Below are 21778 nucleotides of genomic sequence, written 5' to 3' on the forward strand. Positions count from 1 at the left end.
GAAGTCCCCGGGGGGCAGCGAGGCGGCGGCGGAGTTGCCGACCACGCCGTACGTCCGCGGTGGCCCAAGTCACCGTGATCGGGCCACTGGTGTACGGGACGGTGCCGACGACGCCAGTGCCAGTGACCGTTCCCGGGATGAGGTTGGCGATGGGACCGGCGGCGAGGGAGACGAGGGCCGTTCGCGATGGGTGCTCCCACTTCACGCTCACTGCTTGTCTCTGGACCAGTGAGGACCTGGACGCGGCCCATCACTTTCCCCGGGGGAGGCGGACGTGGCCGCAGTACGCAAGCGCTCCGAGCCGGTCGCCCTCGGGGCGGGCGGTGCGCTGGTGCCGGGGGCGGGTGCGAAGACCCGGTTCGTCGTGCAGGCGGGCAGGTCACGCTGTTCGTGGGCGAGGCGAAGGGGGATACGCGGCTGGGGTGGCTGGAAGTGCAGGGTAAGTGGACGGGCCGTACCCCCGCGGACAATCTCGCCGGATTCCAGGATCTCGACGGGAGTTGGCACATCGAATGCGGCAGGCACACGTTTCCGCGGCGGCAAGCGGCGGACGGTGTGGGAATGCGCGTGAACGGGTCGGACATATGTTCCCGCGCCCCTGTCTTGTCGACATGGGTTCTCGCGGACAGGCTGGGGCTGGTTCGTCGGCGAGTGCTGCCGGGATTCCGCGGGTCGTGGTGTCCGTCACGTGTGAACGCGTGCGAGAGCTTTACGGATCACCGAGCCTCGTCCCGGGCTCGTGCCGAGGCCCGTGACTTCAGAGGGCACCGCGGCGAAGGAACGCCGTTGATCGTGAGTCCGGCTGTGCTGGATCACGCGCAAGTAAGGGGACTTGTCGACTTCGCCGCCGGTCTGGTGTTTGAGCCGCATGACGGTATTGAGCGGGTGACGCAGAAGGTGTTCCTGTTGTCGCCATCTAGAGTGGATTCCGCGTAACGCTCCTCGCGGGGGCGTGAGTTCGCTGGGGGATCCGCATGTCGTGCGGGTTCTCCACAGGGCTCACGGAGCCCGGAGGGGAGGTGGAGAGAATGCCCGGCTCGGACCATGGTGAAGATCGCCAGGCCCACCGGGAACCCCGCCGCATGCTCGGCTCTGTCGGTCAGTTTCTGGCGCTGGTGACAGCGCTCGTGATCGATCTGACGATCAGGCGTCTTTTCGGCGCCTGACACGGGCACGGCCCCGACGGTAGGACGCCGGGGCCGTGATGCTGCGGGTTTCTCCCGAGCGGGTTGGCCCTGTCGGTCGTCATGGCGTCGGCAGGGCCTTCCTGTGCCGCAAGCGTAATCGCACTCCCTGGAATCGCTGACGCTGCGGGCTCGCCAGGGTTTCGCATTGGTGCGCCCGAGGGCGGGAATCTGGCGCAAAAGAGGTCATCGTCTTCACGATCGGGGCCGGCGGGGCGGCGGGGAGTTGACCGGATGCTGCCTCCGTTTTACGCTTGACCTCATGCGGAGACATCCTCCGCTTTGCCTTGTCGCGGCATCGCTCCAGGTCGGAGGCTATGAACCTCAGGGAGTGAGCCCCCCCGCCGTGTTCCAGGGTGAGGGAGGGCGCCGAACCCGTCCGCCCCGCCATCGCGATCCGAACACACCTTCAGGAGAACCGCCTTGCCCGTGACGGCCGTCCCCTTCACCGACCTCGCGCGATCCCGGCGCTCCGTACGGAAGTTCCTGCCCGCTCCGGTGTCCCCCGCCGACATCCGCGGCGTATTACAGGACGCGCAAACCGCCCCGTCGAACTGCAACACCCAGCCGTGGACGGTGCACGTCGTCTCCGGTGCGGCCAGGGACGCCCTGAGCAAGGAACTGCTCCAGGCCGACGAGGAGGAGCGCTTCTCCTCCGACTTCACCTTCAGCTACGCCGACTTCGGCGAGGGCGCCTACCTGGACCGGGCGCACGACCAGGCCGCGACCCTCTACCGGGCCATGGGTATACCGCGCTCGGACCGGACGGCCAGGAGGGCTGCGGCCCGGGAGAACCTGAACTTCTTCGGCGCACCTCACGCAGCCTTTCTCTTCATGCCGGCCTTCGGCGACGGGGTGCGGGCGGCCGGGGACATCGGCATGTACGCCCAGAACTTCCTGCTCTCGCTGACGGCCCGCGGCCTCGACGGAATCCCGCAGACCATGCTCGGGTTCTACGCCGACACCGTCCGCGAGGCCCTGGGTGTCCCCGGGGACCTCAAGCTGCTGTTCGGCATCTCCTTCGGCACCGCCGACCGGACCGCACCTGCCAACAGCTTCCGCGTGGGACGGGTCCCGCTGAAGCGGAGCGTCGTCCTGCATGAAACGTCAGGGGTCCTCGACGAGTAGGGGTTGCTCTCTGCCGGAGCGGCGTCGAAGCGGCATCGCGGATGAGGGTGCGGGCGGCGTTCACGGGTGCGGCGCTCACGCGCAGGCCAACCACCCCCGACTTGACCGGAGGTCGCCTCCGCTTTAGCGTGGAGGCAATGCGGAGCTAGTCTCCGTTTCGACGTTTCGACCGGGTCGCCGTACCGAAAGGGCGCAGGAGAGCACATGAACGCCAGGGAGCAGCAGGCCCGCAAACCCCGCGCCGACGTCCAGCGCAACCGCACGGCCCTCCTGGAGGCGGCCCAGCGTCACTTCCTGCGGGACGGGATCGGTACGTCGCTGGAGGCGGTCGCCAAGGAGGCGGGCGTCGGACCGGGAACGCTGTACCGGCACTTCCCCACCCGCGAAGCCCTGCTGGCGGCCGTACTCCAGTCCCGCGCCGAGGAGTTGGCGGCCCGCCGCGAGGGCATCGCCGGCCTCGGCGACGCCGGTGTGGCGCTGTCGCGGTGGCTGCGGGCGATGGAGGACTACCTCAGCTCCTACAGCGGACTGCCGGAACCCCTCATGGCGGCGACCAGGGCGCAGGACCCGGACAATCCGCTGACCGTCCCCTGCGACGAGCTCATCGCCACGACCGACGGGTACGTACGAGCCGCGCAGGACGCCGGACACGTGCGCCCGTCGGTGACGGGCTACGACCTGTTCCTCGCGGCCTGCTCGGTCGCCTGGATCCAGGGCGCCGGTGCCACCGGGGAATCGCTCGACCGGCTGCGGGCGCTCATCGCCGACGGGTACCGCGAGCCGGACCACCGCGCCTGACGGTCGGCACCTCACGCGAGGCCGGACCGCGGTCCGGCGATCTCGCCATGCCTTCATCACCTCCCGCCGCCCCTGGGGTGGCACGACCTCCGGAAGGACAAATCATGAAAATAACTGTTATCGGAGCCGGGGCGATCGGCGGGAACCTGGCCCGCAAGCTGAGCCTGGCCGGTCACGAGGTCCAGGTGGCGGACGCCCGGGGCGCCGGGGCCGTCGCTGCCGAGGTCCTGGAGACCGGCGCCCGCGCCGTACCCCTGGACGAGTCGGTCCAGGACCGGGACGCGATCGTCCTGGCGATCCCGTTCGGGGTGGCGGGGAAGCTGGCGGACCTGTTCGCCGCCGTCCCCGAGGGGACCGTGGTCATCGACACCTCGAACTACTACCCGCATCTCAACGGACGGATCGAGGAGGTGGAGGACGGCGGCACGGTGGAGAGCGTGTACACCTCCCGGCTCCTCGGCCGTCCCGTCGTCAAGGCGTGGAACGCCGCCCTGGCCGAGACCCAGCGCACCCGGGGCGTTCCGGCGGGCACGGCGGGCCGTATCGCGATCCCGGTGGCCGGCGACTCCGAGAGCGCGAAGAAGGTGGCCATGGGCCTGGTCGACGACACCGGCTTCGACCCCTACGACGCCGGATCCCTCGCCGACTCGTGGCGCCAGCAGCCGATGGGCCCCGCCTACTGCACCGAGCTGACCCTCGACGAACTCCCCGCCGCCCTGGCCGCCGCCGACCGAGTCAAGGACGCCGCCGTCCGCGACAGCATGCTCGAACGCTTCGCCGCCCTCCCCGGCAACCCCACCCCGGACGACGTCGTCGAGATGAACCGCGCCGCCCACCGCTGACACCGTCGTCCCGAGAGCGCCGACCGTTCCTGTCGGTCAGGCGCCACTCTCTGATTCTCTTCCGCCTGTTCGGAGACGTACCCATGACAAGCCCGCAGATGCTCCTGGCCATGCAGTTCACCAGCGGCTACGGTTCCGAGCCCGGGGCGTGGCGGCTGCCCGGGGCGAACCTGTCCAGCTACACGGACATGGACCAGTTCGTGCGCTACGCCCAGGCCGCCGAGCGCGGCAAGATCCAGCTGCTGTTCATCGCGGACACCCCCGTCCTGGACGTGGACCTGGAGACCGAGCACCCGCACACCCCCATCGACCCGCTCCTGGTCCTCACCGCGATAGCCCGGGAGACGGAGCGGATCGGCCTGGTCGCCACCGCCTCCACCACCTTCAACGAGCCCTACACCCTCGCCCGCCAGTTCAAGGCCCTGGACGTGATCAGCCACGGCCGGGCGGGCTGGAACGCGGTCACCACCTCCCACCCGGCGGCCGCGGCGAACTTCGGCTCCACCATCCCGCCCCGCGCGCAGAAGTACGAGCGCGCCCACGAGGTCGTCCAGATCGTGCAGGCCCTGTGGGGCAGCTGGGAGAAGGACGCCTGGGTCCTGGACGTCGAGGGCAAGCGGTTCGCCGACATGGGCAAGATCCGTCCGGTCGACCTGCGGGGCCGCCACGTCGCCTCCCGCGGCCCCCTGCCCATCCCGCCCTCCGAGCAGGGCCAGCCGGTCATCTTCCAGGCGGGCGGCGGCGGTTACGGCATGGAACTCGCCGGCCGGTACGCCAGCGGCGTCTACGCCAACCCGATGACGATCGACGACGCCATCGCCCAGCGAGGCGCCCTGCGGGACGCGGCCAAGAGAGCCGGACGCGACCCCGACGAGGTGAAGATGCTCGCCGGTTTCATGCCGACCATCGCCCCCACCCGCGAAGCCGCCCTCCAGCGACGCCGCTTCCTGGACGAGTCCGTCGACCTGCACGCGCGCGTCCGCTACCTCGGCGCGATGATCGGTCTGCCTCTCGGCCACGAACAGCTCGACGAGCCGCTCACCGGACGCCAGTTGGCCGACGCCGCCCCCAGCCCGCACGACGCACGCTCCACGCGCGCCCTCGAAGTGGCACGGGAGGGCTGGACCCTACGAGACGTCCTGGCACACGGCGTCATCGACTACCACCCGGTCGTCGCCGGCACCGCCACCGACGTCGCCGACCACCTGCAGCAGTGGTTCGAGGCCGGGGCCTGCGACGGCTTCTCGCTCGCCATCGACGGCTACCACGACGGCGTCGACGCCTTCGTCGACCAGGTCGTCCCCCTCCTACAGGACCGCGGCCTCTTCCACCACGACTACGAGGGCCCCACCCTCCGCGACCACCTCGGAGCCCGTGCCCAGTACGGAACCGACCCCCGCGTCACGGAAACGGCCCGGCCATGACCACCACCCGCCTCCCCGGCACCGTCACCCCCCAGGCGTTCCGCGACGCCATGGCCACCGTCGCCTCCCCGGTCGCCGTGGTCACCGCGATGGACGGCCCACGGCCGCACGGCACCACGGTCAGCGCCTTCACCTCCCTGTCCCTGACACCCCCGATGGTCCTGGTGTCCCTGGACAACCGATCCCGGCTCCTGGCGACCGTCCGCCGCACCGGACGCTTCGGCCTCAACATCCTCGGCACCCGTCAGGCCGCACTCGCCGCCGCCTTCGCCCGCACCGGTGAGGACAAGTTCGACGACGTCCTCTGGTCACCCAGCCACGACCTGCCCCGCCTGCCCGGCTCGGCGGCATGGCTCACCGCCGAGGTCGACGAGTACGTCACCGCAGGCGACCACACCCTCCTGCTCGCCCATGTCCGCACCGCGGAACCCGGCGAGGAAGGCCCCGGGCCTCTCACCCACCACCAGCGTTCCTTCGGCACGCACCTGCCACTGGCCCCGCAGCCCCCGACCGGACCGTCAGCAAGGACGGAAACACCGTGAAACTCTCCCTCGTCGAACTCGCCACCGTCGCCCCCGGCGGCGACAGGACCCAGGCCCTCAAGGACGCGGTCGACGCCGCGCGACAGGCGGAGGACCTCGGCTACCACCGCATCTGGTACGCCGAGCACCACGACGCCGCCAGCGCCGCTTCCACGGCACCCGAGATCCTCATCGCCCTGGCCGCGGCCACCACCTCCCGCATCCGGGTCGGCTCCGGCGCGGTGCTGCTCAACCACTACAGCCCCTACAAGATCGCCGAGACCTTCCTCCAGCTCGAAGCCCTCGCACCGGGCCGCATCGACCTCGGCCTCGGCCGCGCCACCGCCGGCCCCGTGGTCGACCTCGCCCTGCGCCGCGACCGTGCCGTGCCGCCCGCCGACGACTTCGCCGAACAGGTCCGGGAAGTACTCGCCCACATCGACGGCCGCTTCCCCGCGGACCACCCCTTCGCACGCCTGAACCCGGCCGCCGGCCTCGCCTCACGGCCCGACGTGTGGATCCTCGGCTCCTCGGGCGCCAGCGCCCGGACGGCCGGCGAACTCGGCCTCGGCTACGCCTTCGCGGGTTTCATCAACCCCGACGCGGCCGGTCGCGCGCTGCTGCGCCACAGCGCGTACTCCGGGGGCAAGGGCCCGGGCGGCATCCTCTCCGTCAGCGCCGTCGTCGCCGGCACCGACGCCGAGGCACGGCGGCTGAACTGGTCCAGGACCGCCCTGATGGCACGCCTGGCCCGGCAGGGGACCGCGGCCCGGGTGCCCACGGTCGAGGAAGCCGAGCGGGAACTCAGCCAGGACCAGAAGGACACGCCCACCGTCATCACCGACGGCCGCTGGCCCCGCGAACTCGCCGGCAGCCCGCAGACCGTACGCGACCAGCTGGAGCAGATGTCCAAGGCCACCGGCGTCGACGAGATCATGGTCCAGGACCTCGTCGCGGACCCCGCGGACCGGGCCCACTCCCGCGCCCTGCTGGCCCAGGCCCTCGGCATCGCCCCTCGATAGCGCGTCAGCCGCCCAGCCCCGCGTCCCGGGCGAGCAGGGCCGCCTGGACCCGGTTGGTGACCTCCAGGGCCGTGAGGATGCGGCTGACGTGGGCCTTGACGGTGCTCTCGCGCATCGTGAGGCGGGCCGCGATGTCCGCGTTGGTGTCACCCCGGGCGACGAGGACGAGGACGTCGCGCTCCCGGGGAGTGAGCCGGTCCAGCCGCGCCTGGGCCGTGACGGCCTGCGACGGCCCGGCGGCGTGGTAGCGGTCGATGAGCCGGCGGGCCGCGGCGGGATGCAGCATGGCCGAACCGTCCGCGACGAGGTGGACGGCCCGCAGGATCTCCGCCGGATCGGTGTCCTTGAGGAGGAACCCGTCGGCCCCGGCGGAGAGCGCGTTGTAGACGTACTCGTCGAGGTCGAACGTGGTCAGGATGATCACACGCGGCGGGTCCGGCAGAGCCCGGAGTTTCGCCGTCGCCGCGATGCCGTCCAGGTGTGGCATGCGTACGTCGACGAGGGCGACGTCGACGCGGTGGGCGCGGGCCCGCTCGACGGCCTGGAGACCGTCGGTTGCCTGGGCGACGACCTCGATGCCCGGGTCCGTGCCGAGGAGATCGGCGAGACCGAGGCGGACCAGGGCGTCGTCGTCGACGATCAGGGTGCGGATCATGCGCGGATGCCGTTCTGTGCGGTGCCGGTGGGGCGGGGGAGACGGGCGGCCGCCCCCGAAGGGCCCACGCTCTCCTGATCTCCCTCATCACCGTAGAGGGAGAAAAGAGATGCGGCCCCGGACGATCCGCCATGGGCGCCCCCGACTTTCGTAGGGGGCCGGCATCGCACAACGGCCGATCCGGCGGACGCGGCCGATTCCTAGCGTCGAGATCATGAATGACCGGACCCCTCATCCCGACCGCGTGCCCCGCCCCCGCAGAGGCGAAGGCCGGATCTTCCTCGCCGAGGCCATCCGCGACCTGCGGACCACGGGCGCGGTGGCACCCAGCGGCCGGTCCCTCGCCCGGGCCCTGACCGAACCCGTACGCACCCAGGGGGACCGGCCGCTGTCGGTCCTGGAAGTGGGCGCCGGAACCGGCCCCTTCACCCGCGCCCTCATCGGCCGGCTCCCGCGCGGCAGCCACTTCGACATCGTGGAGGCCAACCCCCGCTTCGCCACCGGCCTGCGCACCCTGGTCGCGGCCCACCCGGAACTGCCGGCCCGCTCGGTACGGGCCACGGTGCACGAGACGTACCTGGAGGACTTCAAGACCGACGAGCGCTACGACGTGATCGTCTCGGGGCTCCCCCTGACGAACTTCGCCCCCGACCAGGTCGACCAGATCATGTCCCGCCTCGTCGAACTCCTGCACCCCGGCGGGACGTTGACATACTTCGCCTACCTGGGCACCCGCACGGCACGCGCGCTCACCTCCTCCCGCGCCGAGGCACGCCGGCACGCGGCGGTCGACGAGGTGATGGCCGGCTACCAGCGCCGGTACGCCGTCGGCCGCTGGACCGTCTGGGCCAACCTGCCCCCGGCGTACGCCTGGCACCTGCGGTCGCACGACGCGGCCGACGGGACCGGGCCCTCGCTGTGAACACCCTGCCGCTCGTGATCGCCGTGGCCGGCGACTTCCTCGCCCAGCGCACCGGACGGTCCTGGCCCCCCCCACAGCGTCGCCGCAGCCGTCCCGTGGGCCGGCGCCGGGTCAGCGCGCCGGTGGTCGCGGCACGCCTGATCTCGGTGCGGAATCGGTGCCGGTGGGCAGGCCGGCGCGGTGGGCGAGGAGGGCGGCCTGGACGCGGGTGCGGACTTCGAGCTTGGTGAGGACGCTCTGTACGTGGGTCTTGACCGTGCTCTCCTCGATGCGCAGCTTCCGGGCTATCTGCGTGTTGCTCATGGCCTCGCCGAGGAGGGCGAGGACGTCGAGCTCCCTCGGCGTCAGGGTGTCGGGCAGGGGCGTGGGGGCGTCGTCCGTGACGCGGGAGATCAGCCGGAGGGTGGGGCCGGGGGAGACGAACCCCTCGCCCCGGGCGACCGCGCGGATGCCCTCCAGGAGCGTGGTCGCCGGGTCGTGCTTGAGGACGAAACCGGCGGCGCCCGCGCGCAGGATGCCGAAGAGGTACTCGTCGAGGTCGAAGGTCGTCAGCGCGAGGACGGCCGGCGGATCGGGCAGGCCGGTGATCCGGCGGGTCGCCTCCACGCCGTTCATGGTCGGCATCTGGATGTCCATGACGACGACGTCCGGCCGCAGCCGCGCGGCGAGTTCGACGGCCTGGTGTCCGTCGGCGGCCTCGCCGATCACCTCCAGGCCGGGTTCGACGTCGATCATGATGCGCATGCTGGTGCGGACCATGTCCTGGTCGTCGGCCAGGAGTATGGAGACGGTCACGTGGTCCTCTCGGGCAGGGGAAGGGTCGCCTCGACGGTCCAGCCGCCGCCGGGCCGGGCCCCCGCGCTCGCCCGCCCGCCGCACAGCGCCGCCCGCTCGCGCATCCCGATGATCCCATGGCCCGGCGGCGCCCCCGGCGCGGTGTCACGCCCCTCGTCGTCGACCCGCAGATGCACACCGTCGCGCCGGTAGTCGACCCGTACGGTCGCCCGCGGCGGCCGCGCATGCCGGCTCACGTTCGCCAGGGCCTCCTGGAGGATGCGGTACCCGGCGAGGTCCAGCGCGCCGGGCAGCGGTACGGGGGTCCCGGCGACGACGACCTCGACCTCGGCCCCGGCCAGCCGCGCGAACCCGGCGAGCTCCCGCACGTCCGCCAGCGAGGGCGGCGTCCCGGTGAGCGCCGGGCCGGAGTCGCTGCGCAACGTGCCCAGCATGCTGCGCAGTTCACCGAGCGCGCTGTCGATCTCCGCGCCGATCTCGTCCAGCGCCCTGCCCTCCGCCGTCGCCGGCGCTCTGCGGACATGACCGGCCGCCGTGATCCGCATCGACACCGCGCTCAGCCTGTTGGCGACGACGTCGTGCAACTCCCGCGCGAGCCGCAGCCGTTCACCGTGCGCCGCCGCCCGCGCGTCCAGCTCCCGCAGCCGCTGCGCCTGCGCCGCCTGAGCGGTGGCGAGCTGGATACGGCCGCGTACGGCGTCGGCGGCGGTGCACAGGACCAGCGGGACGAACATCGACGTCATCGCGTTGTAGAGCAGCATCGTCGTCGGCACGTCGTCGCGGCTGACCATCCGCAGGCTCTGGAGGCCCTCCAAGGTGATGCAGGTGCCGAGTACGCAGATGGCGGCCAGCCGCATCCTGTCGGTGCCCTCGGCGATCTGGCCGAACACCACGACCCACAGGGCGGCTTGGGCCATCGTCGGCAGCAGGACCGAGTCCGGGAAGGCGACGACGGTCACCCAGGAGACGAGGTACCCCAGGCCCGCGACCACGAGCGCCGCCGTCGGCCGGACGCGGCGCCAGGCGAGGGAGACGCCGAGGGTGGCACCGGCCACGGCGATGACGGCCAGCCAGGACGTCGTGAACCCGAACCAGTGGGCGTCGCCGAGATCCAGCCCCGCCGCCACGGCGATCAGGGCGGCGACGGTCGCGCGGTGCGGGCGGGGCACGAGTGTCGGCGGGGGCATGCTGGTCAAGGCAACTCCGTTACGGTGCCGGGGCGTTCTGGCTGCTGGCGTGCCGCTGTTCGCGTTCTTCCCGGCGAGCTGCGGCCTCCTCGGCACGCCTGCGGTCACCGCGTCGGAAGGGCGCCTCGACAGCCGCCCTCCACACCAGTTCGAACGGACCCTGCCGGAAACGCCGTAGCCACAGGGACGCGGCGAGCATCAGTATCCCGCTGATCACCGCCCAGGCGAGGAGAGTTCCGACACTGTCCAACGGACCCAGCCGCAGGCCCCAGGAGTTGAAGGCGACCATCGCGAGGACGTTCTGCAGCATGTAGCACGACAGCGCGGTACGGCCCACCGCGGCGAGCTGCCGGCTCAGGAAGCCACGCCCGCCGCCGCGTCGCAGGAGGACCAGGACGAGTCCCAGATAGCCGAAGGCCACGATCGGCGCGACGGTGTAGCGGGACAGGGAGCCGAGCACCTCCGAGCCGGGCAGGTCCAGGCTCGGCCACACCGTCAGGGGGACACCCGCACCGAGGCCGGCCGCCGCCAGCCGGACGCTCAGCCGCTTCGCCCGTTCGTCCGCCCTGAACAGGCCCGCGCGCCACAGCAGGACGCCCGTGATGAACAAGAAGGCCGACAGCGGGGGAGCGGTGATGAACGCCTCCGAGCGGAGGTCCCAGAAGTTGCTGAGCCGGTTGACGATCTCGTCGGCGTAGGAGAGCGGCTCGGGCACCGGGATGGTGCCGTCGTCCGGCGGGTCCGTGAATTCGCCGCTGCGGATGGGGATGCCCCGCGCGTCCCGGATCTGCATGAACAGGTGGAAGCCTCCAGCCGCCGTCGCGGCCAGGACCAGCCAGCGGGTACGCAGCCGCAGCAGCGGCGCGACCACCATCGCCACCAGCGCGTAGCCCATGAGGATGTCGAACTCGAAGACGAGCGCGAAGTGCAGGAAGCCGTCCGCGAGAAGCAGGAGCGAACGCCACTCGTAACGCCAGGGCCATCGGTGTCCGTGACGGAGAGCCGACTCGAACTGTATCGCCATGCCGACGCCGAACAGGATCGACAACAAGGAAAGGAACTTTCCGTTGGACACCATGTCCGAAACGCGGGAGAGACGCATTTGCCAGGGCTCTGATATGAGCCCGGTCAGCGCCTCTCCTTTTATGTCGTACAGGCCCCAGGAAGCCGGGACGAAGAGCCAGATATTCGTGAGCAACGTACCGATGATCGCCAGTCCGCGCAGCACGTCCAAGGACGCGACACGGCCGACTGGGGTGCCTTTCCGCATGTCATGAGGCTAGGCGGGGCGAGGTGGCGGCCGCCTCAACCGAAAGGGGGGAATGGGCCTCATCACTTTGGGGGAGGAGGCGGATCGGGGCCGCAATGCCACATAGGACACGCTGATAGAAGGCCATCTGAAAATAATTTCGAAGAAACCTCATGACGCGTTGAGCGGAGAACCGAATGCCCGCGTACTTCTCCCCGAACGCAGGCGCCGCGTTTCGAGAATCCACCTCCCCTCGAACAGATTGAGGCATGACTATGTCCAGGGCTCTTCCCAAGTACCGCAAGCGCCGTATCGCCCTGATCGGTGGCTCGGCCGCCGTCGTGCTGTCCGGCGCGGTGATCGCCGGTTCCGCGCTGGCCGGGCAGTCCGGCTCGGACGAATCCGAGGCCACGACGAAAAGGGCCACCGCCACCGTGAACTGCCCGGACGTCGCGGCCCAGGGCAACGGCGGAGGCAACGCTGCCGGTGCAGGAAGGAAGGAGAACGGCACCGCGCAGAACAACGGGGGTATGCAGCAGGGCCAGGGCGCGGCGGGCCGGCAGAACAACAACGGCCACGCGGGGAACGGTGGTGGAGCCGCTCAGCAGGGCAACAACGCCGGGGGCGCCGCGCAGAACAACGAGGGCATGCAGCAAGGCAACGGCGCGGCGGGCCAGCAGAACAACAACGGTCACGCGGGGAACGGTGGTGGGGCTGCGCAGCAGGGCAATGGCGGGAACAACGCCGGAGGTGCCGCGCAGAACAACGGGGGCATGCGGCAGGGCAACGGCGCGGCGGGCCAGCAGAACAACAACGGTCACGCGGGGAACGGCGCTGCGCAGCAGGGCAACGGTGGTGGAGCCGCTCAGCAGGGCAACAACGCCGGGGGCGCCGCGCAAGGTGCCGGAGCCGGTGCGGCACAGCAGGGCAACGGCGGTGCGCAGGGCAACAACTGCGGCAACAACGCCGGTGGCGCGGCCGGTGACAACAACGGCGGTGACAACAACGGCGGTAACCAGAACGGCGGCAACAACAACGGCGGTAACAACAACGGCGGTAACAACAACGGCGGTAACAACAACGGCGGTAACAACAACGCCGGCAACAACAACGCCGGCAACAACAACGCCGCTGCCGTGAAGACCGTGAACTGCCCCGACATCGCGTCCCGCCTCCGCGCCGTCCCCGCTGCCGCCCAGACCGCCGTCAACCGCGAACTCGCCCTGCTGACCACGCAGATCCAGGAGGCGAACAACCGTCTCGCCGCATCGACGGGCCAGGGCGGCGCCAACCTCGTACAGAACGCGATTCTCAACCCGCTGAAGGACAAGCGCGTCGCCACGATCAACCGCATCGTCGCCGCAGTCGGTGGCTCGGCCGGTCAGCGGCAGGTCAATGCCCTTGCCACCTGCACCTTGAACAAGTAGGGGCCGCCGGACGACATCAGTACCGTGGCCGCTCGGGTCCGTCCCAGCCCGAGCGGCCACGGTGCTGTCCGATCCCCCCGATCACGAACGGAGCTGGACGAGACGTGGCCACCCCCTCGACCGCACCCGCATCCCCCTGGCACTGGATCGTGCCCGACGGCCTGTGGGACACGGCCCGCACGCTCGTCCCGGAACCCAGGACGCGCCCCCAGGGCGGCGGTACGGCGAACACCTCCGACGAGGCACTGTTCGCCGCGATCGTCTACGTCCTGGTCAGCGGCTGCGCCTGGCGTTCACTGCCGCCCTGCTTCGGTGTCTCGAAGTCGACGGTTCACCGGCGTTTCCTGATCTGGTCCGACGCCCACGTGTGGACCCGGCTGCACGAAGACCTCCTGCGCAGACGCGCCGGCCCGGACCTGACCGCCGTATCCCGGCACCTCCTCGACGCGGCCCGGCTGCGGACGGAGACGGGTGCGAACACGCGGACGCGGGACGCGTGGAGTGCGGAGGGACGGATAGCGAGGTGCGGGCCCTGCCGGAGGCGGGCCGACTGCCCCTGGTCGGTCAGGTCCGCTTCCTGAAGACGAGCACCTCGGTGGAGGCGACGCCCAGGGGGGCCAGGAAGCCGGCCTCCAGGTCGCAGCCGAGGGTCTCGAAGAGGTCCACGCAGGTGCGGCGGGGCATGGCGGCCGGGAAGGAGCCGTGTCCGTCGCCGCCCTTCGTCGCCCAGGTGCGCACCGCGACCGGGTCCAGGCAGGTCTCCGTCATGACGTCGAAGACGATCCGCCCACCGGGCCGCGTGACGCGGGCCATCTCGAAGAAGTAGCGGGAGGCGTGGAGGAAGGTCACGGTGTTGAAGACCTTGTGGGCCTGGACGAGGTCGACGCTGGCGTCGGGTGTCGGGGCGAGGCTGCATCCGGTGGTCGGCAGGGCGACCACGCCGAACGCCTCCACGAGGTAGCCGGCCCAGGGCGCGGCCGTCTCGTAGATCTCGTACCGGTCGGGCGAACATTCCCGCAGCGTCTTCTCCAGGTACCGCCCGGACCCGGGACCTATCTCCAGCACGGTCCGCGGGCCGTCGGCGAAGACGCCCAGCGCACGGAGCCGGTCGACGGTGGACCGGGTGGCGCCAGGAGTCCCGTTCATGACCTCGTCGATGTAGTCACCGACCGACAGACCGGCCGCCCGCGCGGCGCTCATCGTCGCCTCGAACGGGATGAACTCGTCGACCCCGCCCTGGATTCTGGTGCTGCGCACGATGTCGAATCCAGCACGCCCCAGAAGCCGCTTGACCCCGGACTTCACCACAGACATTCCGCCCCCTGCTGTCCTCGTCGGACATACGTCTCAGCTCGACACCCTCACCATTCCAGAAGCCTGGCTTCTTTTATGACGAAATCCCCGACCTGTCGGTAAACAGCCGGACAGGCGCGGTCCTCAGTCGTGCGGAGCCTGCCCGCTGACCCGGTGGTCGGCGTGGCTGAGCGCCTCCAGGACCAGACGGCGCAGGTGACCGTCGCTGAGCCGGTAGTGGATGTGGCGGCCCTCGCGCCGGGTGTCGACGAGTCCGGCGAGGCGCAGCTTGCCGAGGTGCTGGCTGACCGCCGTACGGGAGGCGTCGCACCGCTCGGTGAGGGTGCCGACGTCCGACTCGCCCTGCGCCAGCAGCCACAGCAGGTGCAGCCGGGTGGCGTCCGACAGCATCGCGAACACCCCGGTCGCCTCGGCGAGCCGGGCGCTGTCGGGGGCGCGTAGATGCGTACCGGCCGCAGGTGAGACCGCGTGGCTTTCAGGCATGGTGCCAGGGTAGAGGCCGGACGGCGGAGCGAGGCGACCATCATGTGCATAGGTGCGCACATGTTGGCTACACTGGCGGCAGCCCGCCTCCCCGGCAGCCCAGGAGCCGCACCATGCTCTCCGTCCTGCGCGACCGCACCTACCGCCACCTCTTCGCCGCCCAGGTCATCGCCCTCATCGGCACCGGCCTCGCGACGGTCGCGCTCGGCCTGCTGGCGTACGACCTGGCGGGCGCCGACGCCGGCCAGGTCCTCGGCACCGCCCTCGCCATCAAGATGACGGCGTACGTCGCGATCGCCCCGGCCGTCGGCGCGGTCGCCGACCGGCTGCCGCGCCGCACGCTGATGGTGAGCGCCGACCTGATCCGCGCCGGGGTCGCGCTGCTGCTGCCGTTCGTCGACCAGGTCTGGCAGGTGTACGTCCTGGTCTTCCTCCTCCAGTCCGCGTCGGCCGCGTTCACCCCGGCCTTCCAGGCCGTCGTCCCGGACGCGCTGCCCGAGGAACGCGACTACACGCGCGCGCTGTCGCTGTCCCGGCTCGCCTACGACCTGGAGAGCCTGTTCTCCCCGGCGCTCGCGGCAGCCCTGCTGACCGTCATGCCGTACACCTGGCTGTTCTCCGGGACCGTCGTCGGCTTCCTCGCCTCCGCCGCGCTCGTCGTCTCCACGCCCCTGCCGAAACCCGCCGCACGGACCGGCGGCGCCTGTGCGAAGGCGACGGCCGGCTCACGGCTCTTCTTCACACTCCCCGCCCTGCGCGCCCTGCTCGCCCTGAACCTCGCGGTCGCCGCCGCGAGCGCCATGGTCACCGTCAACTCGGTCGTCTACGTACGGGACTTCCTCGGCCTGTCCGCCGGAGCCGTACCCCTCGCCCTCGGCGCGTACGGGGCCGGGTCCATGGCCGTCGCCCTGGCCCTGCCCCGCCTCCTGGACCGGGGCGCCGCCGACCGCACGGTCATGCTGCGCGGCGCGCTGCTGCTGGGCGCCGTCTTCGCGGGCCTCGCCGCACTCACCACCGCCTCGGAGGGCACCTGGCGGCTGCCCGCGCTCCTCGCGCTGTGGGCCGCGTTCGGCGCCGCCTGCTCGATGGTGCTGACCCCGACCGGACGGCTGATCCGCGACGCCGCCCCGCCCCGGGAACGTACGGCCGCCTTCGCCGCGCAGTTCTCCCTCTCCCACGGCGCCTGGCTCCTGACGTACCCGCTCGCCGGATGGCTCGGCGCGGCGGCCGGACTCCGGGCGGCCGCGCTCACGCTGGGCGCGGTCGCGGCGGGCGCGGCGCTGCTGGCCGTACGACTGTGGCGGGACCCCGGCACCGTCCACACCCACACCGGGCTGTGCCCCGACCACCCCCACCTCGCCGGGGCGGCCCGGGTCGGGGTGGCCTGGCGGCACAGTCACGGGCTCGCCGGGGACGTGCTCCACCGTCACCTGTCCGGGGTCAGCGGATCGTGATTCTCGCGGTCGAGCGTCATCTCTCGCCCACCGGCCCGCTCGGTCGGCCGACCAGGACGTCGCTGTGGGCGGAGCGGGCCTTGGGCAGCGGGGCGGCGGTCTCCTGGGAAGTCCCTGGGTACAGTGCCGCGTGGCAGCGCCGGGCCTCGTCCGCCGCCTGTGCGCGCGGCACCACGCGGTGTTCGGCGCCGGAGGCCCCGTCCAGCGCGGTGACCAGGCACACTCCGTCCAGGCGGCGCGCGGACCGCAGGTGGACCGCCGAACCCCGGGCCCCGGCCGGAACCGTCAGACACGCCCCGCTCGCGGTGTCGAACTCCGTGACCGCCAGCCCCTCGACACGCAGCCGCCCCGCCGCCGTCCCGCGCTCGCGCGGGGAGCTGAAGCACCACACGTCGCTGTCCTGGCGGACGACGACCGCAGCCGCGCCGGGCCCCGTACCCACCTCGGTCCCCTTCCCGGCGGACCCGCTCCACGGAAAGGGCCGGCACAGCAGCCGCACCCCCTCCCGCTCCGCCCAGTCGACGGCCGACTCGTGGACGACCTTGGCGCCGTGCCGCGACATCCGGCGCAGGCCCTCGTAGCCGATGCGGTCCAGCACGCGGGCCGCCGGGACCAGGTACGGGTCGGCGGTACACACGCCGGGGACGTCGGAGAACAGCTCGCAGGTCCCGGAGCCGAGCGCGCCGGCCACGGCCACCGCCGAGAGGTCCGAGCTGTTGCGGCCCAGCATGACCGTACGGCCGGCCGCGTCGACGGCCTGCCCGCCGGGCACCACCGCCACCGGGCAGTCGGCGAGAGCCTCGGTCAGGGCTCCGGCACTCGCCGCGACCAGGCACGCACGGTCGGACGGGCCGTCCGCGACCAGCCCGGTACCGGCCGCCGGGAGCGGGCACGCCCGCACCCCCTCGGTGTCCAGGGCGGCGGCGAGCAGCGCGACGCTGACGGTCTCCCCGCTGGTCAGGAGCATCGCGGCGGCCTGTGCGGGCGGATCGTCGACCAGGGTGTCCAGGGTCTCCTGGAGGCGGCTCGTGGTGCCCGACATCGCGCTCACGACGAGGACGATCGGCCGCCGCTCCCGCGCGAGACGGCGTACGGCGTACTCGGCGACGCGGTGGAAGCCGTCGAGGTCGGCGAAGGCGGAACCGCCGAACTTCAGCACCAGCGGCAGTCCTTCGAGCGGGCGGTCGTGTCGTGCCCGGCGGGCCGTCACCCCAGCCAGCCGTTCTTGGTGGCGAGTTCCACGATCTGGAGCGCGTTGAGCGCGGCTCCCACCCAGAGGTTGTCGGCGACCACCCAGAGCGCGGCCGCCCGCTCGTCCTCCGGCTCGACGCGTATCCGGCCGACATGGACCAGGGCGCGGTTCTCCGCCGTGGCCCGGACACCGCGCGGCATGGGGTACGAGGGGCTCTGCGACCGGGGGTAGACGCGCAGCCCCTCCGTCGCGGTCAGTGCCTCCTCCAGGGACGCGGCCGTCACCGGCTCCCGCAGCCGCACGTGCACCGCCTCGGAGTGGCAGTCGAAGACCGGCACCCGTACGGCGGTGGCGCTCACCCGCAGACCGGGCAGGCCGAGGATCTTGCGCGGCTCGCGGACGAGCTTGCGCTCCTCGTGGGTGAGCCCGGTGTCGTCCTGGAGGCCGATCTCGGGGACGAGGTTGAACGCCAGGGGCTGCCCGAAACGGCCTCCGGGGGCACCCTGGGCGCTCGGGTCCTCCAGAATCGCCCCGGACTCCCGGGCCAGCTCCCGCAACCCGTGCACACCTCCTCCCGAGGCCGCCTGGTAGGTGGCCACCACGACCTCCTCCAGGCCCGCCAGCGCGTGCAGCGGGCTCAGGACGCGGACGAGCTGGATGGTGGAGCAGTTGGGGTTGGCGACCAGGTTCGACCCCGGCCTGGTGTCGAGGACGCCGGGGTTGACCTGCGGGACGACGAGGGGGACGTCGGGACGCATCCGGAAGGCGGAGCTGTTGTCCACCACCAGGACCCCGGCGCCCGCGAGCCGCTCCGCCTCACGGGCGCTGATCTCGGCACCCGCGGAGAAGACCGCGACGTCCAGTCCCGCGGGGTCCAGCTCGTCCAGGGTCACCAGTCCGGCCACGGGCAGCGACAGGTCCAGCTCGGCGCGCAGGTCCCGGCCCCGGCTGCGCGCCGACCCGACGGGCACGACCTCCTCCACCGGCACGATCCCCCCGTCGAGCAGGGCCAGGCACTCCCGGCCCACCGCTCCGGTGGCACCCACTACCGCGATGCGCAGCATGCGTCTCCTCCTGTCGGCCCCCGCGGGGGCTCAGTGCGTCGTCGTGTCGGCCGGCCGGCCGCGGAAGGCCCGCCGGTAGGCGTTGGGGGTGGTGTTGAGGGAGCGCAGGAACTGGTAGCGCAGGGCCGCCGCGTTGGCGAAGCCCGTGCGGGCCGCGATCACCTCCATGGTGTCGTCGGTGTTCTCCAGCAACCGCTGGGCGCTGAGCACCCGTTGGGACAGCAGCCAGCGGTAGGGAGTGGTCCCCGTCTCCGTGCGGAAGCGCCGGGCGAAGGTGCGCGGTGACATGCAGGCGCGCAGGGACAGCTGCTCGACGCTGATCTCCCGGTCCAGGTTCTCCTCGGCCCAGACCAGGACCTCGCGCACGCCGTCCTCCCCGGCCGGGGCGACCGGCCGCTCGATGTACTGGGCCTGGCCGCCCTCCCGGTGCGGGGGGACCACCATGCGCCGGGCGATGGCGTTGGCGACGTCACTGCCCTGGAGCTTGCGCACCAGGTGGAGGCAGGCGTCGATGCCGGCGGACGTGCCCGCCGAGGTGAGGATCGGGTCCTCGTCGACATAGAGCACGGCCGGTTCGACCACGGCCCGCGGATAGCGCGCGGCGAGCGCGTCGGCGTACCGCCAGTGCGTGGTGCAGCGGCGTCCGTCGAGCAGGCCGGCGGCGCCCAGGACGAAGGCGCCGACGCAGACGCTGACCACCCGGGCTCCCCGGTCGACCGCCTGGCGCAGGGCCTCCAGGAGGGCGGGCGGGAAGTCCCTGGTGTGGAAGTCGTCCCCGACCGGGATGGCGATGAGATCGGCGTCCGCCAGCCGGTCGAGGCCGTGGGGCGTACTGATCGTGAATCCGGGCACCGCCCGCACCGAGGGGGACTCCGCGGCGACCAGCGCGAAGTCGTAGGCGGGCAGCCCCTCCTCCTGACGGTCGATCCCGAAGACCTCGCAGATGACCCCCAGTTCGAATGGATGGACATTCTCCAGCAGCACTGCGGCTACGTTCTTCAGCATGGCACCCAATGTGGCAGTAATGCGTGGTGTTCTGACAGTCCCCGCACTGTTCCCCGGCCGGATCGACGCTCATACTCTCGGTACGGACCTGAATCGGTGAGGAATCATTCGGTGTCGCTCAGGGGCGGTGACGCGTCATCGGGGACGGGAGTTTCGAGGGAGACGATCCCGCAGCGGATGCCCAGTACCACGGCCTGTGTCCGATCGGAAACACCGGCCTTGGTGAAGACCGCGGACAAGTGGTTCTTCACGGTCTTCTCGGAAATCCCGAGTGCTTTGGCGACGCTTCGATTCGAATTCCCCTGCGAGACGAGCACGAGAATCTGGCGTTCGCGGGCCGTCAGGAGGTCGAGCGCGGCGCGGGCGGCGAGATCCTCCTCGGAGAGGGCCGGTCCCGCGGCCGCGCGCAGATCCTGGATGAGCTGTTCCTGAACCTGGAGCGCGTCCTGTGCCTCGCCGAGCGCCTTGTGCACGTTGGCGACGACCTCGGCCAGGGCCGCTACGGGTTCGTTCGGCACTCCGCACAAGCCGCAGCACCGCCGGGCACGCAACTCCGCTACGGGCACTCGCGCAACATGTGACATTCGATGATCTCCCTCCACCGGGATGAACGGACCTGGACGAGTTCTCAGCAGGGCGCGGACGGGGCAGGGGAGCCGGAGCGGATCGCCACCGTCTTGCAGCGGGTGTACTCGCGCAGCGCCTCGGTCCCCTTCTCCACCCCGATCCCCGAGCGCCGGTAGCCGCCGAACGGCAGCTCGACACCCCCGGCGGCGCCGTAGTCGTTCACGAACACCTGCCCGACCCTGAGCCGTTGCGCGAGCCAGTGGGCTGTGGTCACGTCGGACGTCCAGACCCCGGCGGCGAGTCCGTACGTGGTGTGCTCCGCGAGGGCGAGGGCCTCGTCCAGGGTGTCGAAGGGCGTGACACACAGGACCGGTCCGAAGATCTCCTCGTTGAAGACGCGGTGGTGCGGGGCGACCCCGTCGAGGAGGGTGGGCTCCACGTAGAAGCCCTCGGCGTACGCCTCGCCCTCGGGCACCTTGCCGCCGACGACGACCCTGGCGTCCCGGGCGCCCTGCGCCAGGTGGCCGAGGACGCGGGCGCGCTGCTTCGCGGAGATCAGCGGCCCCATGTCGGGGTCCTCGGCCCCCGGGCCGATCCGCAGCGCGGCGAACCGCTCGGCGAGGGCGGCCACCAGGTCGGCGTGGACGGAGCGGTGGACGAGCAGCCGGCTGCCGGCGGAGCAGTTCTGGCCGGCGTGCTCGGTGATGGCCTCCACGAGCTGCGGCACCGCGCGTTCCGCGTCGAAGTCGGGGAGGACCAGCTGGGGTGACTTGCCGCCGAGTTCCAGGGTGACCGGCACGATGGTGCGGGCGGCGGCGGCCATGACCAGCTCGCCGACCTCCCGGGACCCGGTGAACGCGATCCGGTCGATGCCGGGGTGGGCGGCGAGCGCCGCCCCGGCCCCCTCCCCGTAGCCGGGCACGACGTTCAGGACGCCGGCGGGGAGCCCGGCGCGCTCCGCGAGCGCGGCCAGCCGCAGCGGGGTCAGGGGGGCGTCCTCGGCGGGTTTCAGGACGCAGCAGTTGCCCGCGGCGATGGCGGGGGCCAGGGTCCTGGCGGCGATCTGGAGGGGGTAGTTCCAGGGGATGATGTGGCCGCACACGCCGTAGGGCTCGCGCAGGGTGAAGGCCAGCCGGTCCGGGCGCTGCTGGATCGTCTCGCCGCCGAGCGATTCGACGGCGTTGGCGTAGAACTCGAAGTAGCGGGCGGCGACGTCGGCGTCCGTACGTGCCTGGCCGAGCGGTTTCCCGGTGTCCAGGGTCTCCAGCCGGGCCAGTTCCTCACGTTCCTCGCGCAGGACCTCGGCGATGCGGCGGCAGAGCCGGGAGCGCTCCACGGGATCGGTGAAGCGCCAGACCGTCTCGTAGGTGTGGCGGGCCGCCTCCACCGCCGCGTGGACCTCGGGGGGACCGCAGCGGGCGATCCGTGCGACGGGGCGGGCGTTCGACGGATCGAGGACGTCGATCCACTGCCCGGTGGCCACGTTCTTCCCCGCGATGACGGCCGTGTGCTCCGGTAACCCTGCTGCGCTCACGGGTACAACCA

General features: G+C 71.7%; 23 protein-coding genes. 12 read left to right on the forward strand and 11 right to left on the reverse strand.

Features of this window, described 5'->3' with window-relative positions; genetic code table 11:
• The first annotated feature begins 561 nt into the window (after positions 1-561).
• From sepF to ACLZOT_RS01125, 8 genes are all read left to right on the forward strand, one after another.
• A complete protein-coding gene (gene sepF, locus ACLZOT_RS01090; RefSeq protein WP_416966953.1) occupies positions 562-936 on the forward strand; it encodes a cell division protein SepF in 375 nt (124 codons plus the stop codon).
• 92 nt (positions 937-1028) lie between these two features.
• Positions 1029-1166, forward strand: coding sequence for a hypothetical protein (locus ACLZOT_RS01095; protein WP_416966726.1), 138 nt, complete (start codon positions 1029-1031; stop codon positions 1164-1166).
• Between the two features lie 447 nt (positions 1167-1613).
• Complete coding sequence (locus tag ACLZOT_RS01100; protein WP_416966954.1) at positions 1614-2312, forward strand: nitroreductase; 699 nt, start codon at positions 1614-1616, stop codon at positions 2310-2312.
• 204 nt (positions 2313-2516) lie between these two features.
• Positions 2517-3110, forward strand: coding sequence for a TetR/AcrR family transcriptional regulator (locus ACLZOT_RS01105; protein WP_416966727.1), 594 nt, complete (start codon positions 2517-2519; stop codon positions 3108-3110).
• Positions 3111-3214: 104 nt separating this feature from the next.
• The gene (locus ACLZOT_RS01110) at positions 3215-3952 is read left to right on the forward strand and encodes an NADPH-dependent F420 reductase (RefSeq protein ID WP_416966728.1); all 738 of its coding nucleotides are present in this window, start codon (positions 3215-3217) and stop codon (positions 3950-3952) included.
• An 83-nt stretch (positions 3953-4035) separates the two neighbouring features.
• Entirely contained in the window at positions 4036-5376 is a 1341-nt protein-coding gene (locus ACLZOT_RS01115; RefSeq protein WP_416966729.1) for an NtaA/DmoA family FMN-dependent monooxygenase, read from the forward strand.
• Entirely contained in the window at positions 5373-5918 is a 546-nt protein-coding gene (locus ACLZOT_RS01120; RefSeq protein ID WP_416966730.1) for a flavin reductase family protein, read from the forward strand. The genes ACLZOT_RS01115 and ACLZOT_RS01120 overlap by 4 nt, the downstream gene beginning before the upstream one ends.
• Positions 5915-6919, forward strand: coding sequence for an MsnO8 family LLM class oxidoreductase (locus ACLZOT_RS01125; RefSeq protein ID WP_416966731.1), 1005 nt, complete (start codon positions 5915-5917; stop codon positions 6917-6919). The genes ACLZOT_RS01120 and ACLZOT_RS01125 overlap by 4 nt, the downstream gene beginning before the upstream one ends.
• 4 nt (positions 6920-6923) lie before the next feature.
• On the opposite strand, the gene ACLZOT_RS01130 is transcribed toward ACLZOT_RS01125, so the two are convergent.
• Positions 6924-7574 (reverse strand): response regulator, encoded by a 651-nt coding sequence (locus tag ACLZOT_RS01130; RefSeq protein WP_416966732.1) that lies wholly within the window; start codon positions 7572-7574, stop codon positions 6924-6926.
• A gap of 214 nt (positions 7575-7788) precedes the next feature.
• Between ACLZOT_RS01130 and ACLZOT_RS01135 the strand changes: the two genes are divergently transcribed.
• The gene (locus ACLZOT_RS01135; RefSeq protein ID WP_416966733.1) at positions 7789-8496 is read left to right on the forward strand and encodes a class I SAM-dependent methyltransferase; all 708 of its coding nucleotides are present in this window, start codon (positions 7789-7791) and stop codon (positions 8494-8496) included.
• A gap of 111 nt (positions 8497-8607) precedes the next feature.
• Here ACLZOT_RS01135 and ACLZOT_RS01140 read toward each other — a convergent pair whose 3' ends face one another.
• Genes ACLZOT_RS01140 through ACLZOT_RS01150 form a run of 3 tightly spaced genes read right to left on the reverse strand, consistent with a single transcriptional unit; the run spans position 8608 to position 11748 of the window.
• Entirely contained in the window at positions 8608-9291 is a 684-nt protein-coding gene (locus ACLZOT_RS01140) for a response regulator (protein ID WP_416966734.1), read from the reverse strand.
• Complete coding sequence (locus ACLZOT_RS01145) at positions 9288-10478, reverse strand: sensor histidine kinase (RefSeq protein ID WP_416966955.1); 1191 nt, start codon at positions 10476-10478, stop codon at positions 9288-9290. Before ACLZOT_RS01145 ends, ACLZOT_RS01140 begins: the two co-directional genes overlap by 4 nt.
• A 19-nt stretch (positions 10479-10497) precedes the next feature.
• Positions 10498-11748 (reverse strand): DUF418 domain-containing protein, encoded by a 1251-nt coding sequence (locus ACLZOT_RS01150; RefSeq protein WP_416966735.1) that lies wholly within the window; start codon positions 11746-11748, stop codon positions 10498-10500.
• A gap of 248 nt (positions 11749-11996) precedes the next feature.
• Here ACLZOT_RS01150 and ACLZOT_RS01155 point away from each other — a divergent pair, with 248 nt between their 5' ends.
• Together ACLZOT_RS01155 and ACLZOT_RS01160 are read left to right on the forward strand one after the other, a co-directional pair.
• Positions 11997-13154, forward strand: a complete 1158-nt coding sequence (locus ACLZOT_RS01155; RefSeq protein WP_416966736.1) for a hypothetical protein — start codon at positions 11997-11999, stop codon at positions 13152-13154.
• Positions 13155-13258: 104 nt separating this feature from the next.
• Positions 13259-13735: a transposase gene (locus ACLZOT_RS01160; RefSeq protein ID WP_416966737.1), complete on the forward strand. Its 477-nt coding sequence runs from the start codon at positions 13259-13261 to the stop codon at positions 13733-13735.
• Here ACLZOT_RS01160 and ACLZOT_RS01165 read toward each other — a convergent pair.
• Both ACLZOT_RS01165 and ACLZOT_RS01170 read right to left on the reverse strand, forming a co-directional pair.
• Positions 13719-14468: a methyltransferase domain-containing protein gene (locus ACLZOT_RS01165; RefSeq protein ID WP_416966738.1), complete on the reverse strand. Its 750-nt coding sequence runs from the start codon at positions 14466-14468 to the stop codon at positions 13719-13721. The genes ACLZOT_RS01160 and ACLZOT_RS01165 overlap by 17 nt on opposite strands.
• 123 nt (positions 14469-14591) lie before the next feature.
• Positions 14592-14951 carry an ArsR/SmtB family transcription factor gene (locus tag ACLZOT_RS01170; RefSeq protein ID WP_416966739.1) on the reverse strand — a complete coding sequence of 120 codons (360 nt, stop codon included), beginning with the start codon at positions 14949-14951 and terminating at the stop codon, positions 14592-14594.
• A 113-nt stretch (positions 14952-15064) separates the two neighbouring features.
• On the opposite strand from ACLZOT_RS01170, the gene ACLZOT_RS01175 reads away from it, so the two are divergent.
• Positions 15065-16405 (forward strand): MFS transporter, encoded by a 1341-nt coding sequence (locus tag ACLZOT_RS01175; RefSeq protein WP_416966740.1) that lies wholly within the window; start codon positions 15065-15067, stop codon positions 16403-16405.
• Between the two features lie 16 nt (positions 16406-16421).
• On the opposite strand, the gene ACLZOT_RS01180 is transcribed toward ACLZOT_RS01175, so the two are convergent.
• From ACLZOT_RS01180 to ACLZOT_RS01200, 5 genes are all read right to left on the reverse strand, one after another.
• Positions 16422-17615, reverse strand: coding sequence for a hypothetical protein (locus ACLZOT_RS01180; protein ID WP_416966741.1), 1194 nt, complete (start codon positions 17613-17615; stop codon positions 16422-16424).
• The gene (locus ACLZOT_RS01185) at positions 17612-18661 is read right to left on the reverse strand and encodes an aspartate-semialdehyde dehydrogenase (protein WP_416966742.1); all 1050 of its coding nucleotides are present in this window, start codon (positions 18659-18661) and stop codon (positions 17612-17614) included. The genes ACLZOT_RS01180 and ACLZOT_RS01185 overlap by 4 nt, the downstream gene beginning before the upstream one ends.
• Positions 18662-18691: 30 nt before the next feature.
• Positions 18692-19666, reverse strand: coding sequence for a GlxA family transcriptional regulator (locus tag ACLZOT_RS01190; RefSeq protein ID WP_416966743.1), 975 nt, complete (start codon positions 19664-19666; stop codon positions 18692-18694).
• A gap of 104 nt (positions 19667-19770) precedes the next feature.
• Positions 19771-20139, reverse strand: coding sequence for a helix-turn-helix domain-containing protein (locus ACLZOT_RS01195; protein ID WP_416966744.1), 369 nt, complete (start codon positions 20137-20139; stop codon positions 19771-19773).
• 155 nt (positions 20140-20294) lie between these two features.
• On the reverse strand, positions 20295-21767 hold the full coding sequence (locus ACLZOT_RS01200; protein ID WP_416966745.1) for an aldehyde dehydrogenase family protein: 1473 nt from the start codon (positions 21765-21767) through the stop codon (positions 20295-20297).
• Positions 21768-21778: the final 11 nt, after the last annotated feature.

Origin of the sequence: Streptomyces sp. 4F14 (genome assembly GCF_048159485.1) — a bacterium.
In the GTDB taxonomy this organism is placed as follows: domain Bacteria; phylum Actinomycetota; class Actinomycetes; order Streptomycetales; family Streptomycetaceae; genus Streptomyces.

Excerpts from the sequence above, each read along its gene's own strand:
- sepF (WP_416966953.1), top strand. The coding sequence starts at position 562 with ATGCGCGTGAACGGGTCGGACATATGTTCCCGCGCCCCTGTCTTGTCG.
- ACLZOT_RS01095 (WP_416966726.1), top strand. The coding sequence starts at position 1,029 with ATGCCCGGCTCGGACCATGGTGAAGATCGCCAGGCCCACCGGGAACCC.
- ACLZOT_RS01105 (WP_416966727.1), top strand. The coding sequence starts at position 2,517 with ATGAACGCCAGGGAGCAGCAGGCCCGCAAACCCCGCGCCGACGTCCAG.
- ACLZOT_RS01110 (WP_416966728.1), top strand. The coding sequence starts at position 3,215 with ATGAAAATAACTGTTATCGGAGCCGGGGCGATCGGCGGGAACCTGGCC.
- ACLZOT_RS01115 (WP_416966729.1), top strand. The coding sequence starts at position 4,036 with ATGACAAGCCCGCAGATGCTCCTGGCCATGCAGTTCACCAGCGGCTAC.
- ACLZOT_RS01120 (WP_416966730.1), top strand. The coding sequence starts at position 5,373 with ATGACCACCACCCGCCTCCCCGGCACCGTCACCCCCCAGGCGTTCCGC.
- ACLZOT_RS01130 (WP_416966732.1), bottom strand. The coding sequence starts at position 7,574 with ATGATCCGCACCCTGATCGTCGACGACGACGCCCTGGTCCGCCTCGGT.
- ACLZOT_RS01135 (WP_416966733.1), top strand. The coding sequence starts at position 7,789 with ATGAATGACCGGACCCCTCATCCCGACCGCGTGCCCCGCCCCCGCAGA.
- ACLZOT_RS01145 (WP_416966955.1), bottom strand. The coding sequence starts at position 10,478 with ATGCCCCCGCCGACACTCGTGCCCCGCCCGCACCGCGCGACCGTCGCC.
- ACLZOT_RS01150 (WP_416966735.1), bottom strand. The coding sequence starts at position 11,748 with ATGCGGAAAGGCACCCCAGTCGGCCGTGTCGCGTCCTTGGACGTGCTG.
- ACLZOT_RS01155 (WP_416966736.1), top strand. The coding sequence starts at position 11,997 with ATGACTATGTCCAGGGCTCTTCCCAAGTACCGCAAGCGCCGTATCGCC.
- ACLZOT_RS01165 (WP_416966738.1), bottom strand. The coding sequence starts at position 14,468 with ATGTCTGTGGTGAAGTCCGGGGTCAAGCGGCTTCTGGGGCGTGCTGGA.
- ACLZOT_RS01170 (WP_416966739.1), bottom strand. The coding sequence starts at position 14,951 with ATGCCTGAAAGCCACGCGGTCTCACCTGCGGCCGGTACGCATCTACGC.
- ACLZOT_RS01175 (WP_416966740.1), top strand. The coding sequence starts at position 15,065 with ATGCTCTCCGTCCTGCGCGACCGCACCTACCGCCACCTCTTCGCCGCC.
- ACLZOT_RS01185 (WP_416966742.1), bottom strand. The coding sequence starts at position 18,661 with ATGCTGCGCATCGCGGTAGTGGGTGCCACCGGAGCGGTGGGCCGGGAG.
- ACLZOT_RS01190 (WP_416966743.1), bottom strand. The coding sequence starts at position 19,666 with ATGCTGAAGAACGTAGCCGCAGTGCTGCTGGAGAATGTCCATCCATTC.